The sequence below is a fragment of the Acinetobacter sp. A3 genome, from assembly GCF_012371415.1.
Classification (GTDB): domain Bacteria; phylum Pseudomonadota; class Gammaproteobacteria; order Pseudomonadales; family Moraxellaceae; genus Acinetobacter.
The window spans coordinates 1-16,141 of the sequence record NZ_JAAZQW010000006.1 but is presented as its reverse complement, the minus strand read 5'-3'; the positions used below and the strand labels follow the sequence as shown (position 1 = coordinate 16,141).

Genomic DNA, 16,141 nt, shown 5'->3' with positions numbered 1-16,141 from the left:
ATGTAGGGGCTAAATTTTAACGCAAGCTTAGCCCCATTTTTATTGTATAATCTGGCTCTGAAAAAATTCCATTTTAACGCTTCTTTATTTAGGACAGTTTCCATGCGCGCGAGTCGCTTTTTATTTGCTACGTTAAGAGAAACCCCAAACGATGCCGAGGTGATTTCTCACCAGCTGATGTTACGTGCGGGTATGATTCGTAAATTGGCTTCAGGTTTATATACTTGGCTGCCAATGGGTGTGCGTGTGCTAAATAAAGTTGAAGCAATTGTTCGTGAAGAAATGAACCGCTCAGGCGCTTTGGAAACCTTTATGCCTGTTACGCAACCTGCTTCTCTTTGGGAAGAGTCAGGTCGCTATGTACAATATGGCCCAGAATTACTGCGCTTCAATGATCGCCATAACAACCCTTTTGTACTTGGCCCAACCCATGAAGAAGTAATTACCGATTTAGCACGTAATGAATTAAAAAGTTATAAGCAATTACCTATTAACTTTTATCAAATCCAAACCAAATTCCGTGATGAAATTCGCCCTCGTTTTGGGGTGATGCGTTCACGTGAATTTATGATGAAAGATGCATACTCTTTCCATACCGATCAAGCATCTTTACAAGAAACTTATGATGTCATGTACGACACTTACTGCCGTATTTTTACACGTTTAGGTTTAGATTTCCGCCCAGTACAAGCCGATACAGGCTCTATTGGTGGTTCAGGTTCGCATGAATTTCATGTTTTGGCATCAAGTGGTGAAGATGATATCGCCTTCTCTACCGAATCTGATTACGCAGCAAACATTGAAATGGCTGAAGCTATTTTAGTGGGTGAACGTGCGGCAGCAACACAAGAATTAAAAATTGTAGATACGCCAAATCAAAAAACCATTGCTGATGTCACTGCATTTTTAGGTGCAAACAGCAATCAGTCTGTAAAAGCACTTTTGGTACAAGGTGTTGCCAATGAATCAGGACACGTTCCTGTAATTGCTTTATTCTTACGTGGCGACCATGAGCTGAATGAAATTAAAGCAGAAAAACACCCACTGATTGCAGCCCCACTTACTTTTGCAACAGAAGCACAAATTGCAGATTTAGGCTTAATTGCAGGTTTTGTTGGCCCACAAGGTTTACTTGAAAAAGGCATCACGGTGATTGTAGACCGTGCTGCATCAGTACTTTCAGATTTTATTGCAGGTGCAAACCAAATTGACCAACATGCAACAGGTGTGAACTGGGAGCGTGATGCACAATATACTGAAGTTTATGATTTGCGTAACGTGGTTGAAGGTGATCCATCTCCAGATGGTAAAGGTACTTTACAAATTAAACGTGGTATTGAAGTCGGTCATATCTTCCAACTTGGCACTAAGTATTCAGAAGCTTTAGGCTGTAAAGTTCTTGGTGAAGATGGCAAGCCGTTTACCGTAACTATGGGATGTTATGGTATTGGTGTTACCCGTGTAGTTGCCTCTGCTATTGAACAAAACTTTGATGATAAAGGCATCATCTGGCCTACAGCAATTGCTCCTTTTGAAGTTGCGATTGTGCCAATGAATGCACACAAATCACCACGCACATTAGAAGCAGCAGAAGCATTGTATGCAGAACTTCAAGCAGCAGGTTACGATGTGTTGTTAGATGATCGTAATGAACGCCCAGGGGTCAAATTCTCTGATTTAGAACTTACTGGAATCCCACACCGTATTGTGATTGGTGAAAAAGGTTTAGATGCGGGTACTTTTGAATATAAAGGTCGTCGTGACTCTGAATCTGTAAATATCTCAAAAGAAGAGTTGTTGGCTAAAATTGCAAAATAATTTGCTTTATAAAAAATCCCGCTTACGCGGGATTTTTTATTGTTAGCAGAATTTCATACTACCATAGCAGTTAGGAGTAACATGTTGGTTTTGTAAAACCTTGTTTTGCAATGTGAGCGTTGCTGGCGTGTTGGTTGTATAAGTTCCTACATCGATATTAAGTTTTTTTTCTACAGGCTTACTCAGTAATGAACCAATAGCTTCTGCTGTACCCACATTAATTATATTATTTGGCTGTAATAAGTAATCAGTAATCGCTGATGCTACCTGAGGAAGTACATATGAAATATCAACTTCATCTTGAGTTTTTAAATAACCAAGTTGAATTGGATCCTTAAAAGACATCCACCAACCTGCTTGAGCTATATCAAGAGCATCTGTACCTTGCCATTTAACATTTTGAGACTGTAAAGATAAATAACCGCCTGTGCCATTCAAAGGAATGTTATGTATCAGGTTCAATGCTTGCTCAAAGGTAATGTTCATATTTAAATTATCTAAACTCGAACCAGGTAACATTTTAAAGAATGCGTGATCACCAACTGCATTCAATACCAACGGATCAAAATCAACGTAGAGTTGATCGCTACCCCAATCTGGATTTCCAATCACATTCGTCATGTCCCCCCCAGAGGCTAATGGAATCGTGTTGATTGATGAACGAATATTGCTCACTTTTGCCTGGGTAACTCGTTGCCCAGTCACAATAGTTTCAGGCATAGTGAAATTGACTTTCATGGCAGGCACAGTAATACCTGTATGACCTTCTGACCCAGGGCGACTAGTAAATACTCGTTCAGGCTTTGTTAGTAATAAATCTACTTTAATTCGCCCTTGAATACTTTCATCCGACTCAATACCAAATTTAGCAGGTTTAGTTAGTGCTTCACCTTGAGTTGCAGCCATTTTCATATAACCACTAAAGCTTTTAATGCCATCTGTTGGATTTTGACTGTTTTCTGTACCCAATGTAAGCAAACCAACAATTTGTTCTGCTCCCAATCGAAAGCCCACTACTTCACGTGTAGCAGCAGAATCTCCTTTAATAGCAAACTCTAAAAATGGATTGGTAATTTGCGCACTTGTACCTGCTCGTTCACCACTAAATTTTGGGCTACCATTCGCTTCTACATTTTGATTCAAACCACTTAATGCAATATTAGAAATATCAATATCACAACCTGCTTTATTTCCAATAGCATTATTAGCCCCACCACATCCTAGTTGTAGTGTTTTAATATTGGCATTTAACTCCATGAGTGCATCAACACTCAATTTGTAAAAATTTAAACCCTGCGACTGGTCTGTAGCTGTCATTAAATTAAGTAGAGCCTGTCCTTGTACGTCTGACAATTGATGATCATCTAAAGCCTGCATCGCTTGAGCAGAACTAAATGAGAAGACAGAACTTAAAATTGATGCAACTAAAATTGTTTTTTTCATTCTATTTCTACCTATTAGCGTGGAGTAATGCCTAAGGTGCTGCGCATGCTGCCACCTGTAAAAGCAACCGAAGCTATTTTTTGCATGTTTCCATTCGTTGACATTGCAAAATCCGTCTTAAATGGTTGTGCGATATCATTTTTGTAGTTGAATTTCACTTGGTTATCTAAAGTCACAGTATCTGCACTGACCAAAACTTTTCCTTTTAAGCCAATGTGACCTTCCATGCGGTTCAAATTGATTGATGAGGTATGTATTGTTTCATTATTAACCTGATCTTCATTAATTAAACTTAAATAACTCCCTAAATTATTCGGATCAGCTTTTTCAGCATCTGTTAAGCTTTTAAATTGAAAATTTGCATCAAAAGATAAAAAGTTAGAATGTAGATCGCTTGCTGTCGGGGTCATACCAGGAATTACCAACAACTCACCATTACCATCTAATTTAAGTGCAATAGTTGTCAGTACATCATCTTTTTTTGCAAAATTATCGTGAGGCACAAAGCTGCCACACTTAGTTGAACCTGTTACACAGCTATACTTAGAACCTGGTAACTGCCCTATTGCCAGTTCAGCTTTGGCTGCTAAAAGTAAGTGATCCGCACGTATATAAATACCTTCGTCTTCATAACCGATCACACCTTCAGATTGAATCAGCGCATCAATATTTCTTAAACCTGCATAATAGTTAACTGATTCTCCAGCATGTAGGCTGTCTTGACCATCGATCAGGATAATTGAAGTTGTACTCGGCAAGCCTGTTTTTGAGTCAATGCCATAACCTTCTGTAGATACAAGCGCGTTATAGCCAATCCCTGTTTTTGTCGCACCATCATAAGGAGACTGATAAGTTTTACCTGACAACGCAACATTGGCATTTAAATTATAGATTGGAATCCCAATTCCCCAAGAGCCACCATCACCTGTAAGCTCATCTATAGAGTTATCAGAAATAAATCTTGCCTTAGCCGCAATAGATTGGAAATCCATTCCACGTACAGCTATCAAAGCAAATTGCTCACCCTCAAGTTGACTGGAAAGTACCTGATTTAGAATTGGACTTGCGACACCTAGTGTATTTTTAATATTTTCATTCACTAAAAAATTGAGGTTTTTTGCTTGTACGGTATTGATATAAATATCGCCAAAATCTATATATGCATTTTGATGATGCAATTCACCTTGAGCATTACGTGTCGTTAATGGTCTTAAATTTGAAAATTCAACCGCGTAGCTTCCGTTACCTGTATGTCCAATTTCTAAAGTTGTAGGCAACTGTCCCGCCTGTAAACCTACAGTATTCTGATTGGTAAAGTCTGCTGATAAGCCCAAATGTAGACCACCCTGACCAAGCACATCTTCATAGCCTGTCACATGCACATTTTGAGTTTCTACAATGCCATTATTTTCATTTGAAACATTGAAGTTGGCTGCACCGCTTTGTTGACCATTAAAAAATAGTTTTGCATTCGTCACCGCACCAGACGCACCAAAACGAATGAGATTTTTATCGTTATAACGCAGGTCAATATTGACCCCAGGGTTGGTTGCATTCTGTCGGCTATTTGCTACATCTGTTAAATCTGCGACGCGCCCTAAATTTACAAAGTGATCCGTTGAACCATTTTTAGTGGTAAATACTAATCCTTCATCAGCATCGATGTACATATAACCATCTGTTGCAAAATTAAAATTAAAATCATGCATAGATAGTTGATGATTACCTAAACCATGACTAATTTTGGCATTTTGTAACTGAAATTTTAAATGTGCTGTTTCATTTTGATTAAATAAACCTGCTTTGGTTTCTAACAAGACTTTTAAAGGTGATTTGATTTCTAAGCCTAATCGGCCCAAGCTTTGTGTTTCTTTAGTACAAGTATTCGCAACACAGCTTCTTTTGACCAAGTTTAAGTCAGCTGTCGATTGAAAAGCATCAATACTCGCATCAATACGCACGCCAGCACCAACATCTGTTTTACCAACATCTAAAGCAAACTTACTAATAATAGGCTGATTATTTTGACCATTAATTTCCACATTATGTAAACCCAAACCAAGCTGAGCACCATCCACCAAATCTGGATCGTACCAATTGGCTTGCTGAATAGTGGCTTTAGACATTTCATGGGTAATCACCATCCCATCTTGCCCACTCACATTAGCCAAATGCTGGTCTGCGATAAGCTCTAAAGCATAAACTTGCTGAGCACAAAGTACGCTCAATGTTAATAAATTCAACTGCATTATTTTTTTCATTTTTATTTCCCTATCCTGTACTTCGTCCTATATTCAACAACGGCTTGCTGCTGAACCTGTACAGTTGTAGCTAAATATTTTTACATTGCCCGACATGTGCATGTTGCCGTGAATATTTAAGCCCACAAATCCTTTTTCAGCGCCCTGATCAAACAAAGGGACATCTAAAGTTATTTCCTGAAAGGTACCATCTTCAGAAATTTGTTTTGCATTATATTTAGTATAAGTCGATACATTTGCATAACCTTCATTTGCCCCATCGCCTGTGCCTGTTTCAATGGCCATGGTCGCAAAACCCAAATTTCTAATTTTAAGTGGCTTATCATCATAAAACTTGAGCTGCATTGCTGTTTGTGGGTCATTTTTATGATTAATAATGGTGGTTCCATCTAAGGAAAACTTATCTATTTGTACTGTCCCTTGAATTTGCTTAAATACCAACCACTTTTGATTTTCATTTTCATCTGTATGATTATTAGGTGCAAAAGCCAATCGACACATTACATTATTTTCAGCACATTTTGCGCCATAGCGATAGTACACTTCATCAGGCATACCACTGAGTGCGTTAATTTTTGAAATGCTATTCAGCTCCAAATTTTCTGCATACTCATGGTTAAGTGAAAGTGTCCAGCTTAAATCTGCACCACCTTGACCTGTTGCTTGGGTTAACTCATGTTGATCTAGTGCAATTAAATTAGCATGTGTAAAAGAAGTGCACAGTAATGTCGCTAAAGATAACTTTTTCAGCATTTTGATTTACTCCTTATAGGCCCGTTGTTTTAAATTTAAGATGCTGAATTAACACACCATCTATAGCGACTGAACCTAAGTTTTTTGTTGTGCCATCAATCCCTTTAAACACTACACCCGTTGCTTTATCGTGATCTTTAGCGCGCAACATATTGTTAGGTAAGCGCTCAACTGTACCAATAGCAATACTACTGTGCGTTGCATTGCGTCCCTGATACATTGCGGTGCTATCTGTTGCACTAGCTTTGAGTGACGTACCACAACTGACCACATTACAAGTCGCACCTGTAAATGCAGTGGCACCTAAATACCCACCTTTACCATCTTCATAATTTTGATAAATTTTATTGTATATTTCTGGTACGTTTGGAATACGTGTTACTTCCAGCACAATATTATTGCCCTCAGAACCAACCACAAAAGGTTGATACATATTACCCAAAACTAAATTGATATTTGGGCTATACAAATACAGACCTTCGATATCATGAAAAACAGGCGCGAGTGAGCGGTCAATAGCTGGAGTAACGGCTGTCCCATCTAAAGCATCTGATTTTGCTGCGGTACTAATACGTATGCCCTTACTGTCTAAATTAGCATCGTCAATACTTAAATTTGCAGGGTTATCGTTGGTATTCAAACGTACAAGGCTTGCCATACCCAAGGTTTGATTGTGATTTGGATTATCTGAATCTAAGGTTTGGAACAATCTTGTTTGCGATCCATTTAAACTTAAACCATTGGCAACAAATTGGGTTCGCAAACGATGCTCTTTATCTAAGCCAGATTTTGGTGCACCTGTAGATGGATCAACTTCAGCACTTGAGTTTAACTGACGTGAGAAAATATCAGTCCAAAAACCCAGTTTAATATTATTATCGCTTTCTGATGCTGCAATAGTCGCAAGTGGTGCCTCAAGTGCCAAATAACCCACATCTTTTTCTACATTTTTAAATTGTTTTACTATTTCTGTACCCGCACGGAATAACCATGGGTTATCTGCCGAACCCCAGTTGAAACCTTGATTGCTATAACGGCTACTTAATGAGTTATCACTTTTAGATAATGCTAAACCATAAATAAAGACATCTGCTTTAGTTCTATTATGCACGATATTCGCTTGCTGGTTCACAACCTCACGTATAGCCAGTTTCGCATGCAGTTCAACTTGTCCTGTTGCATAATCTTTTGCTAATTCTTCAGCATTTTTTTGTGCAATAGGAGTAGCATCAGCTGTTAATTTTGTATTTACCCGATTAGTTAATTCATTCTTCCATTGATCAACATTATTTAGATCATTTAATGCACTCTCGCTCGAACGTTTCCTTTTTTCAGCTGGCAATAAAAACCAATTCAAGCCTTGATTATAAACATTATCATACCAATAATCATAACGTTGTTTATAAAGCGTTCCAGCCTCATCTTCAAACTCATACGCGCGATAAATTGCTTCCTTTTCAGTTTTCTTTAACGTAAATGCTTTATCAAACTCACTCTGATAAACACGATTATATTCTGATGTTTTTGATGTGTCATAAACTGCACTATACGATTTATCATATTGATTTTCATATGAAATTTTATATTTTTCTTCAAACTGCTTATTTTGAATATATTGATAATTCTCCCCCGTCGGGATAATACGAATAAAGCCCGTATCATATTGGCTTGGGTTGTCTAAGCCACGAGTATAGCTTGAACCTGTAGAAAGATCGTTCGGTTGCTGGAACACCATCTTGAAGTCATCAAGAACTAACGCAACACCTTCGCCTGTCGTATTAGAGAGGGAATCATCTGAGAGTGCTTGCAAGGCATAACTCGGATTTGCCAAGAACATACCTACGGCAATAGCTAAGCAATGCTTACGAAAAGGGAAAGTAATTGCGTGTTCAGTCATCTCGACCTTCCTTTTATCTGATGCTCCGCATCTTTCTTTTATTTATCTATGACTTGGCTATTTACTAGGGTGTTTTTATCCTTAAAAACGTGATTATGCCAAACCAATCTCAAATTTAATTATGCTGAATATTAATACAAATGCAAAAAAAACTGGCTAAACAGCACAGCTTTCCGATGAATGAAAAAAGCGAACCTTTCGGCTCACTTTCTTTTAATCTGAATTAGTCTATCAGTTATGCTTTAGGTAAAGTCACACCTGTTTGCCCCTGATACTTACCACCACGGTCTTTGTACGAGGTTTCACAAACTTCATCTGATTCAAAAAATAGCATTTGCGCCACGCCTTCGCCAGCGTAAATACGTGCAGGCAAATTAGTCGTATTAGAGAATTCTAAGGTGACATGCCCTTCCCACTCAGGTTCTAACGGAGTGACATTGACAATAATACCGCAACGCGCATAGGTCGACTTACCCAAACACACCGTCAAGACATTACGCGGAATACGGAAATATTCAACAGTACGCGCTAAAGCAAAAGAGTTTGGCGGAATGATGCACACGTCTGATTCAATATCGATAAAACTTTTTTCATCAAAGTTTTTTGGATCAACAATTGCTGAGTGAACATTGGTAAAGACTTTAAATTCACGCGCACAGCGCACGTCATAACCGTAGCTAGACACCCCATAAGAGATGAGTTTTTCGCCATTTTCGTCAAAACGAACTTGGTTTTCAGCATACGGTTCAATCATGCCGTGTTTTTCGCTCATTTCGCGAATCCAACGATCAGACTTAATTGCCATTTATTTTCTATCCAAAATATGAATGTTTAAACTGTGCTGTACTTTAACTGAAAACCAGATTAATGAAAACTAGCTACTTTTAAAGCGCCAAGATAATTTAAATTTCCGCCATTTCCCATTTACAGGCACACTAATCCTAAGTAGCTTCTAGCTATTGAAATACTTATAAGGCAACAATAACTGTTATTTTTCAATTCGCACTTAAAAAATACGATTATGATCTTTTTCAGCTTTAGGCAGTTTTTTTGCTATCTGTTGAGCAATCGCAATATAACTGTCTGCAGCATCATCGCCAGCAATTACAGACGGCGTGCCCGCATCGACATTTTCACGAATACTCACATTTAAAGGCAAACGTCCTAGCAACGGAATGTCATATTGTTCTGCCAGTTTATCGCCACCGCCCTGACCAAAAATTTGCTCTTCATAGCCACAGTTTGAGCAGATATGCGTCGACATATTCTCAATCACGCCCATAACTGGAATTTGCACCCGATTAAACAGTTCAATCCCTTTCACGGCATCCATTAGTGCAACATTTTGCGGTGTAGTCACAATGACTGCACCCGTTACTGGAATACGTTGTGCAAGCGTCAATTGAATATCACCCGTGCCTGGCGGCATATCAATCATCAGCACATCCAAATCAGGCCATAAGGTCTGATTAAAAAGCTGCATTAATGCGCCAGTCGCTTTGGGCCCACGCCATGCCACAGGTGTATTATGATCACCCGTTAAATGTCCGATGGATAAAACTGGCATACCAAAAGCATCTAATGGAACAAACTGCTCGGCCTCAATCATAGGGGTTTTGCCCGCATTACCCAGCATGGTAGGAATGCTTGGGCCATAAATATCAGCATCCAATACGCCAACTTTTAAGCCTAACTCTTGCAATGCTAAGGCTAAATTCACTGTCGTGGTAGATTTCCCCACCCCACCTTTGCCTGATGACACCAAAATCACGTTTTGAATACGTGGATGTTTTGGCACATCACGCTGCTGTGGCGCAGCTTTTTGAATAGGTGGATTATTCGGATCTGCTTCTTGCGCTGAGCTTTGACCCGCAGCATCGACCACTGGTGGTAAATTAGAAGACGCAGCCTGAGCTTGATTAGATGAGCAGCCTTCGCCCGTAGCATGTTGATGACCACAACTTTCTTGCTTTGCTTGACCCGTTTTTTGCTGAATCACATGCATATTCAATTCTTTAATGCCACATTTTTCCAAAGCATCGGCCAATTCATCATGTATTTGTTGTAAATGTGATTTTTCTTCAGGATACGTATTGATGGTGATTTGTAAAATTTCACCCTGCACATTCACTTGGGAAATCCGATCTTTTAACAACTGCTGAGAATGTGGCAGCACGTAACTTTGCAAAATCTGCTGAATCGCTTCTTCATTCACCGACTGAGATGGTGAAAAAACCGATTTAAGTGAAGAAAGCCAAGACATAGATTTACTCCAAAGTTTGGAAATACCGCGATTCTGATAGTGTAACGATAATTCGGTACAAGGTTAAGCCATGCTGTAGCTGAAAATATTTAATTCCGATTGGATAACTTGGTTTTTTGTCTTATTTTCAGACTAAGTTCTTGTTTATGCATTGTGTTTGGTGTTGTAAATGGATTTGAAAAGAATTCATGGAATCCCTTGTGCATCTATAGGCTATCTAAGGTAAAATTGCCCGAATTGCATCATCCATATTTGAGAGAGTGATATCCGTGCGTCAAATTTTAGTCACCAATGCCCTACCATACGCCAATGGTCCGATCCATATGGGTCACTTACTCGGTTATATCCAGGCAGATATCTGGGTTCGCGCCATGCGTGCAATGGGACATGACGTGACTTATGTCTGTGCGGATGATGCGCATGGTACAGCAATCATGCTGCGTGCTGAAGCCAACGGGATTAGCCCTGAACAGCAAATTGCCAATGTGCAGCAAGAACATATTCGTGATTTTGATGGGTTTGGTGTGCATTTTGATCATTATGATTCAACGCATAGCGATACCAACCGCGCACGTGCCAGTGAAATTTATGTCAAAAACCGTGATGCAGGCAATATTGCCGTTCGTCCTGTCACGCAATTATTTGACCCTGAAAAAGGCATGTTCTTATCTGACCGTTTCATTAAAGGCACATGCCCAAAATGTAAAGCGGAAGATCAATATGGTGATTCTTGCGAAGTCTGCGGCACAACCTATAACGCAACTGAGCTGATTGATCCGAAATCTACCTTGAGCGGTGCGACGCCTGTAGAAAAATCGTCAGATCACTATTTCTTTAAATTGCCAAATTTTGGTGAGTACCTGCAAAAATGGACCCGTGATGAAGGTCGCTTGCCTGTTTCAATTGCCAACAAATTAGATGAATGGTTTGAAAATGGTTTAAACGACTGGGATATTTCACGTGATGCGCCCTATTTTGGTTTTGAAATTCCAGATGCACCAAACAAATATTTCTATGTCTGGGTAGATGCGCCAATTGGCTATATGTCGAGTTTTGAAAACTACGTTAAAACCAAACGCCCTGACTTAAATTTTGAAGATTACTGGAAAAAAGACTCAGACAAAGAGGTGTATCACTTCATTGGTAAAGACATTGTCTATTTCCACGCCCTATTTTGGCCTGCAATGTTAGATGGTGCGGGTTATCGCACCCCAACAGGTTTATTCGTAAACGGTTTCTTGACTGTCAATGGTCAAAAAATGTCGAAATCTCGCGGTACATTTATTAAAGCAGAAACCTATTTACAGCATTTAAACCCTGAATATTTACGCTATTACTTCGCATCTAAACTATCTGACAAAGTTGAAGATTCTGACTTAAATCTGGATGATTTTGTTCAGAAAGTAAACTCTGATCTTGTAGGTAAAGTGGTGAATATTGCTAGCCGTTGTGCCAAATTCATCAACACCAAATTTGACAATAAATTGTCTAATGCCTGTGCAGAGCCTGAACTGGTACAAAGTTTTATTGATGCAGGCGACTCAATTGCTCAAGCATACGAAGCGCGTGAATTTTCTACTGCTATTCGTGAAATTATGGCATTGGCCGATAAAGCCAACCAATATATTGATGAGAAAAAGCCTTGGGCTTTAGCCAAAATTGAAGGTGAAGAACAACAAGTACATGATGTATGTTCTGTAGGGATTAACCTGTTCCGTCAATTGGCCATTTACTTAAGTCCTGTGTTGCCAACGCTTGCAGCACAAGTACAAGATTTCTTAAAACTGGATAGCTTCGATTTTGCATCACGCCAACAGATTTTAGTGGCACATGAAATTGCACTATTCCAACCACTCATGCAACGTGTAGACCCGAAAGCTGTGGCTGCTATGGTAGATGCATCTAAGGATTCTTTAGCTGCTCCTGCTGAAGCACCAAAAGCTGAAAAGAAAAAGGAAAAAGCCAAAGAGAAAAAAGCAGAGCCTAAAGTAGGTGAAGCAGAAACCATTGGAATTGAAGACTTTATGAAAGTCGATTTACGTGTTGCAGAAGTTTTAGAGGCAGCAACTGTTGAAGGTTCTGATAAGCTTCTTCAATTGACTTTAAATGTTGGTGAAGCTGAACCTCGTAACGTATTTAGCGGTATCCGTGAGTTTTATGCACCTGAAGATTTAAAAGGCAAATTGGTGGTAATGGTCGCTAACCTTGCTCCACGTAAGATGCGTTTTGGTATTTCAAATGGTATGGTACTTGCAGCGGGTAATGGTGAAGGTGTTTGGGTGATTTCACCTGAATCTGGTGCAAAACCGGGTGATAAAGTGTCTTAATTTTTAGACACTGATAAAAAGCCCTGCTATATTTTAGTGGGGTTTTTTTATAGTTATAAATAATGAATAGATGGATAAAGTTTTTTTGCTTAGTTCTACCAATAGTCTTGATAATTATTAGTTTGCTAGCTACCTATTTTATTTTTACCAACAAAGCTTTTCAAATTGGAGTAACCTCCTTGATTGATCCAAATTTAGGAGCTTCTTTAGGTAATTTGTATGGAGGAGTTATAGGTACTCTCTTAAGTGCATCAAGCATATTCCTCTTGATTTATACAATTATTAATCAAAAAGATGAAGCACAGAAAAATAATTTAAAGTCTAATTTTTTTAAAATGATTGATTATCACAACCAACATTTGATAAATATTTCTTTACCCAATACCAATCCGCAACACCCACCAAAAGAAGGGAAAAAGGCTTTTGTAACCTTCAAAATTCAGTTCAAACGAATTTTAGAAACGATTCAAGAAATTTCTGTACAAGAAAATCTCCAACTCAATAAATCACAAATATTAGATATCTCATACGTTATTTTTTACTTTGGTATAGAGGGAAGTTGGACGACATTTATAGTAAATAAACTATCAAGGTATAATGGATTTAATGAAGAATTAGTTATTAAAATTCAGAAAAGGTTAATGGAAAAGGATTTTAGAGGCTGCTTATTGAAAACCAATCAAACTCATTTAAGCTCTTATTTTAGAAATATGTATAATGCTATAAAAATAGTAGATGAATCAACAATCCTAAGTGATTTTGAAAAATACGAGTTAATAAAAATTTACCGTGCTCAACTTTCAAACCCTGAGCTTTATATCCTTTTTTTCAATGTTTTATCGCGTTTTGGAAAAAAATGGCTCCAAAATAATTTTATAAATAAATATGATTTTATTAAAAATATTCCATTTGAATATTGTGACGGATATGACCCTAAACATTACTTTCCATCTATCAAATTCGAAGAGGATGAATATTGATTTAAGTACTAACGCACAGAAAGGTGACATGGATGTAGCCTGTTCGTTAGGCACACGGACGTGCCCTCTAACGAACAAAGGATTTTTGTTACTTTTGATCCTTTAAAAGTAAGGCAAACATTTTAATTATTAGAATACCCTCATCCCAATCTTCTCCCAAAAGGCATAGGTATCTACACAAATAAATCACTTCATCCCAAAAATTAACTTTAATCCCAATACTGTCATGACCGCCCCTGCTGCACGGTCAAAAATAGCCTTAAACTTAATATAAGCCTGACGCGGTTTTTCTGCAGACAAAGCCACTGCAACCAATGAACACCAACCTGCATCAATAAAAAAACACAGAATTGGCAGCACCACATAAAAATAGTTCGGTATTTCTTTAGGCAATAAAGCCGTAAAAATACTCGCCAAGACAATTGCAATTTTAGGGTTAGATAACTGCGTAATTAAACCAGTGGTAAACGCACGGCGCAGCGACATTTGTTGCCCATGCGCAAGATTAGTTTGAATAGGTGCTTTGGCATGCTTCACAATTTTATAAGCCAAAAACAACAGATATAAGCCACCACAAATTTTCATTACTAAATAAGCTGAAGGTACAGCCAATAAAATTGCCTGCAAGCCTAAAACAGCCAATAAACCAAAAATTGCAGCACCTGTGCCTGTACCTAAAGCAGTGAACAAGCCATGTTTGCGTGAAATAGCAATTGAGTTTTTTGCCACATAAATAAAGGTTGGCCCAGGACTCATTGCACCGAGCATTAATGCCGCTGCAATTGACCCTAAAATAAGTAAAGACTCCAAAACCGACACCCAACCAAACCCAATCAAGTTGGCTATTTTACGGTTTTTCTCTTTTTATTTGTACTATTTGGTATATTTTTTAAATCAACAATATGAATAAAAAGCTTAACAATGCTGAAAATTCAAGCGTACTATCTTCAAGTACGCCATCAGCGATCCGATCAATCCATAAATACAAATAGCCGAGTTCTATTGTTGATGTCTTTTTATCAAATCTGCTGATTATAATAGCAAGTCCTCTTTTTCCAGCCTTGTTTATGTTTGATGCCATCGCCCAAGAAATTCCATTACAACGCATTTATGTTCATGGTCGTGAACTTTGGATTAAACGGCTAGATTTGGTGCATCCTCACATTTCGGGTAATAAATTCTATAAATTAAAATACAATTTTTTGGCCGCACAAGCCGAAGGTTATCAGCAAGTGCTGACTTTTGGCGGTGCGTACTCTAATCATATTGCGGCAACCGCCTATACAGCACAGCTTTTTGGCTGGAAAAGTATTGGGATCATTCGCGGGCAAGAATTAGCGAACTGTGCTTTGAATCCAACTTTAAATTTAGCGCAGCACATGGGGATGCAATTTGAGTTTGTTTCACGCGAGCGTTATCGTCAAAAAAATGAAGCTGAATTTTTGCAGCAGTTACAACAATCTTATCCGCATACTTATATTATTCCTGAGGGTGGTAGTAATAGATTGGCAATTCAAGGCTGTCAGGAAATTCTAACCGCAGATGATCTACACCAGTTTGATGTGATTTGCTGTGCTGTCGGTACAGGGGGAACCATTGCAGGTTTAATTGAAGCGAGCCTTCCCAATCAAAAAATTCTGGGTTTTTCCGCACTCAAAGGTGATTTTTTAACACAAGAAGTACAACAACGCACCAGCAAAAAAAATTGGCAAATTACTGATGAATTTTGCTGTGGTGGCTATGCCAAAACCACGCCTGAATTACTGGCCTTTATTCGAGCGTTTGAAAAAGAACATGCAATTCCACTTGAGCAAATTTATACAGGCAAAATGCTTTTTGGATTAAGTAGCATGATACAACGTGGCGAATTTAATGCAGGTGAACGTATTTTGTTAATTCATACGGGTGGTTTACAAGGTAGGCACATTGACCTACCTGATTTAAACCAAACAGCCGAATAACCTGCTTATCTGGAATGATTTAAGCCTGTATAGGTTTATTATCGTTCAAGGCAATCAGGCCTTTAATTAAACGATAAACATGCCAAATAAATACCACTAAAATAATGACATAACCGATCAAAATTGCAGTTAATAGAAAACCGACAATATAACCAATCAGGCTGTACCAAAAGGTTTTAATTTGCCAATCTACATGGCTTTCTAACCACGTACCACGCATTTCATTACGTTTAACATAGTTCATAATAATCGAAATTAAACCTGTAATACCTACGACAAAACCAACCAAATATAGAATATAGGTAATCAGGTTATATTGTTTCAGTTGATTTAATTCAATTGTTTGTGTCATCTGGTAATCCCCCCTAAAAATAATAGGATCTAAAAGTAGAATTTTCTCTTAAGATACGAGCAGGAGATTCTGCATGAAAACATCTA

Annotated in this window: 12 protein-coding genes; 4 read left to right on the top strand and 8 right to left on the bottom strand. The window is 38.3% G+C overall.

Going from position 1 to position 16,141, the window contains the following annotated elements:
- Positions 1-102: 102 nt before the first annotated feature.
- Positions 103-1,818 carry a proline--tRNA ligase gene (locus HHA42_RS03535; protein ID WP_168417866.1) on the top strand — a complete coding sequence of 572 codons (1,716 nt, stop codon included), beginning with the start codon at positions 103-105 and terminating at the stop codon, positions 1,816-1,818.
- 42 nt (positions 1,819-1,860) lie between these two features.
- On the opposite strand, the gene HHA42_RS03530 is transcribed toward HHA42_RS03535, so the two are convergent.
- The 6 genes from HHA42_RS03530 to apbC form a co-directional block, all read right to left on the bottom strand.
- Positions 1,861-3,261, bottom strand: coding sequence for a hypothetical protein (locus tag HHA42_RS03530; protein WP_168417867.1), 1,401 nt, complete (start codon positions 3,259-3,261; stop codon positions 1,861-1,863).
- 14 nt (positions 3,262-3,275) lie between these two features.
- Complete coding sequence (locus HHA42_RS03525) at positions 3,276-5,522, bottom strand: DUF6160 family protein (RefSeq protein WP_168417868.1); 2,247 nt, start codon at positions 5,520-5,522, stop codon at positions 3,276-3,278.
- Between the two features lie 33 nt (positions 5,523-5,555).
- A complete protein-coding gene (locus HHA42_RS03520) occupies positions 5,556-6,275 on the bottom strand; it encodes a hypothetical protein (RefSeq protein ID WP_168417869.1) in 720 nt (239 codons plus the stop codon).
- A gap of 13 nt (positions 6,276-6,288) precedes the next feature.
- The gene (locus tag HHA42_RS03515) at positions 6,289-8,172 is read right to left on the bottom strand and encodes a hypothetical protein (protein WP_168417870.1); all 1,884 of its coding nucleotides are present in this window, start codon (positions 8,170-8,172) and stop codon (positions 6,289-6,291) included.
- A 235-nt stretch (positions 8,173-8,407) separates the two neighbouring features.
- The gene (dcd, locus tag HHA42_RS03510) at positions 8,408-8,977 is read right to left on the bottom strand and encodes a dCTP deaminase (RefSeq protein ID WP_004975507.1); all 570 of its coding nucleotides are present in this window, start codon (positions 8,975-8,977) and stop codon (positions 8,408-8,410) included.
- Between the two features lie 201 nt (positions 8,978-9,178).
- Positions 9,179-10,435, bottom strand: a complete 1,257-nt coding sequence (gene apbC / locus HHA42_RS03505) for an iron-sulfur cluster carrier protein ApbC (RefSeq protein ID WP_168417871.1) — start codon at positions 10,433-10,435, stop codon at positions 9,179-9,181.
- Positions 10,436-10,704: 269 nt separating this feature from the next.
- Here apbC and metG point away from each other — a divergent pair, with 269 nt between their 5' ends.
- Together metG and HHA42_RS03495 are read left to right on the top strand one after the other, a co-directional pair.
- Positions 10,705-12,762 carry a methionine--tRNA ligase gene (gene metG / locus HHA42_RS03500; protein WP_168417872.1) on the top strand — a complete coding sequence of 686 codons (2,058 nt, stop codon included), beginning with the start codon at positions 10,705-10,707 and terminating at the stop codon, positions 12,760-12,762.
- Between the two features lie 179 nt (positions 12,763-12,941).
- A complete protein-coding gene (locus HHA42_RS03495) occupies positions 12,942-13,742 on the top strand; it encodes a putative phage abortive infection protein (protein ID WP_228278934.1) in 801 nt (266 codons plus the stop codon).
- Between the two features lie 186 nt (positions 13,743-13,928).
- Here HHA42_RS03495 and HHA42_RS03490 read toward each other — a convergent pair whose 3' ends face one another.
- Positions 13,929-14,552, bottom strand: a complete 624-nt coding sequence (locus tag HHA42_RS03490) for a LysE family translocator (protein ID WP_168417874.1) — start codon at positions 14,550-14,552, stop codon at positions 13,929-13,931.
- Between the two features lie 257 nt (positions 14,553-14,809).
- Here HHA42_RS03490 and HHA42_RS03485 point away from each other — a divergent pair, with 257 nt between their 5' ends.
- Positions 14,810-15,703, top strand: coding sequence for a pyridoxal-phosphate dependent enzyme (locus HHA42_RS03485; RefSeq protein ID WP_168417875.1), 894 nt, complete (start codon positions 14,810-14,812; stop codon positions 15,701-15,703).
- Positions 15,704-15,722: 19 nt separating this feature from the next.
- Here the strand turns inward: HHA42_RS03485 and HHA42_RS03480 are convergent, their stop codons facing one another.
- Positions 15,723-16,055: a hypothetical protein gene (locus tag HHA42_RS03480; RefSeq protein WP_168417876.1), complete on the bottom strand. Its 333-nt coding sequence runs from the start codon at positions 16,053-16,055 to the stop codon at positions 15,723-15,725.
- Positions 16,056-16,141 lie beyond the last annotated feature (86 nt).

Bases quoted from the DNA above. Each gene is read 5' to 3' on its own strand.
- HHA42_RS03535 (WP_168417866.1), top strand. From the start codon at position 103: ATGCGCGCGAGTCGCTTTTTATTTGCTACGTTAAGAGAAACCCCAAAC.
- HHA42_RS03530 (WP_168417867.1), bottom strand. From the start codon at position 3,261: ATGAAAAAAACAATTTTAGTTGCATCAATTTTAAGTTCTGTCTTCTCA.
- HHA42_RS03525 (WP_168417868.1), bottom strand. From the start codon at position 5,522: ATGAAAAAAATAATGCAGTTGAATTTATTAACATTGAGCGTACTTTGT.
- HHA42_RS03520 (WP_168417869.1), bottom strand. From the start codon at position 6,275: ATGCTGAAAAAGTTATCTTTAGCGACATTACTGTGCACTTCTTTTACA.
- HHA42_RS03515 (WP_168417870.1), bottom strand. From the start codon at position 8,172: ATGACTGAACACGCAATTACTTTCCCTTTTCGTAAGCATTGCTTAGCT.
- dcd (WP_004975507.1), bottom strand. From the start codon at position 8,977: ATGGCAATTAAGTCTGATCGTTGGATTCGCGAAATGAGCGAAAAACAC.
- apbC (WP_168417871.1), bottom strand. From the start codon at position 10,435: ATGTCTTGGCTTTCTTCACTTAAATCGGTTTTTTCACCATCTCAGTCG.
- HHA42_RS03485 (WP_168417875.1), top strand. From the start codon at position 14,810: ATGTTTGATGCCATCGCCCAAGAAATTCCATTACAACGCATTTATGTT.
- HHA42_RS03480 (WP_168417876.1), bottom strand. From the start codon at position 16,055: ATGACACAAACAATTGAATTAAATCAACTGAAACAATATAACCTGATT.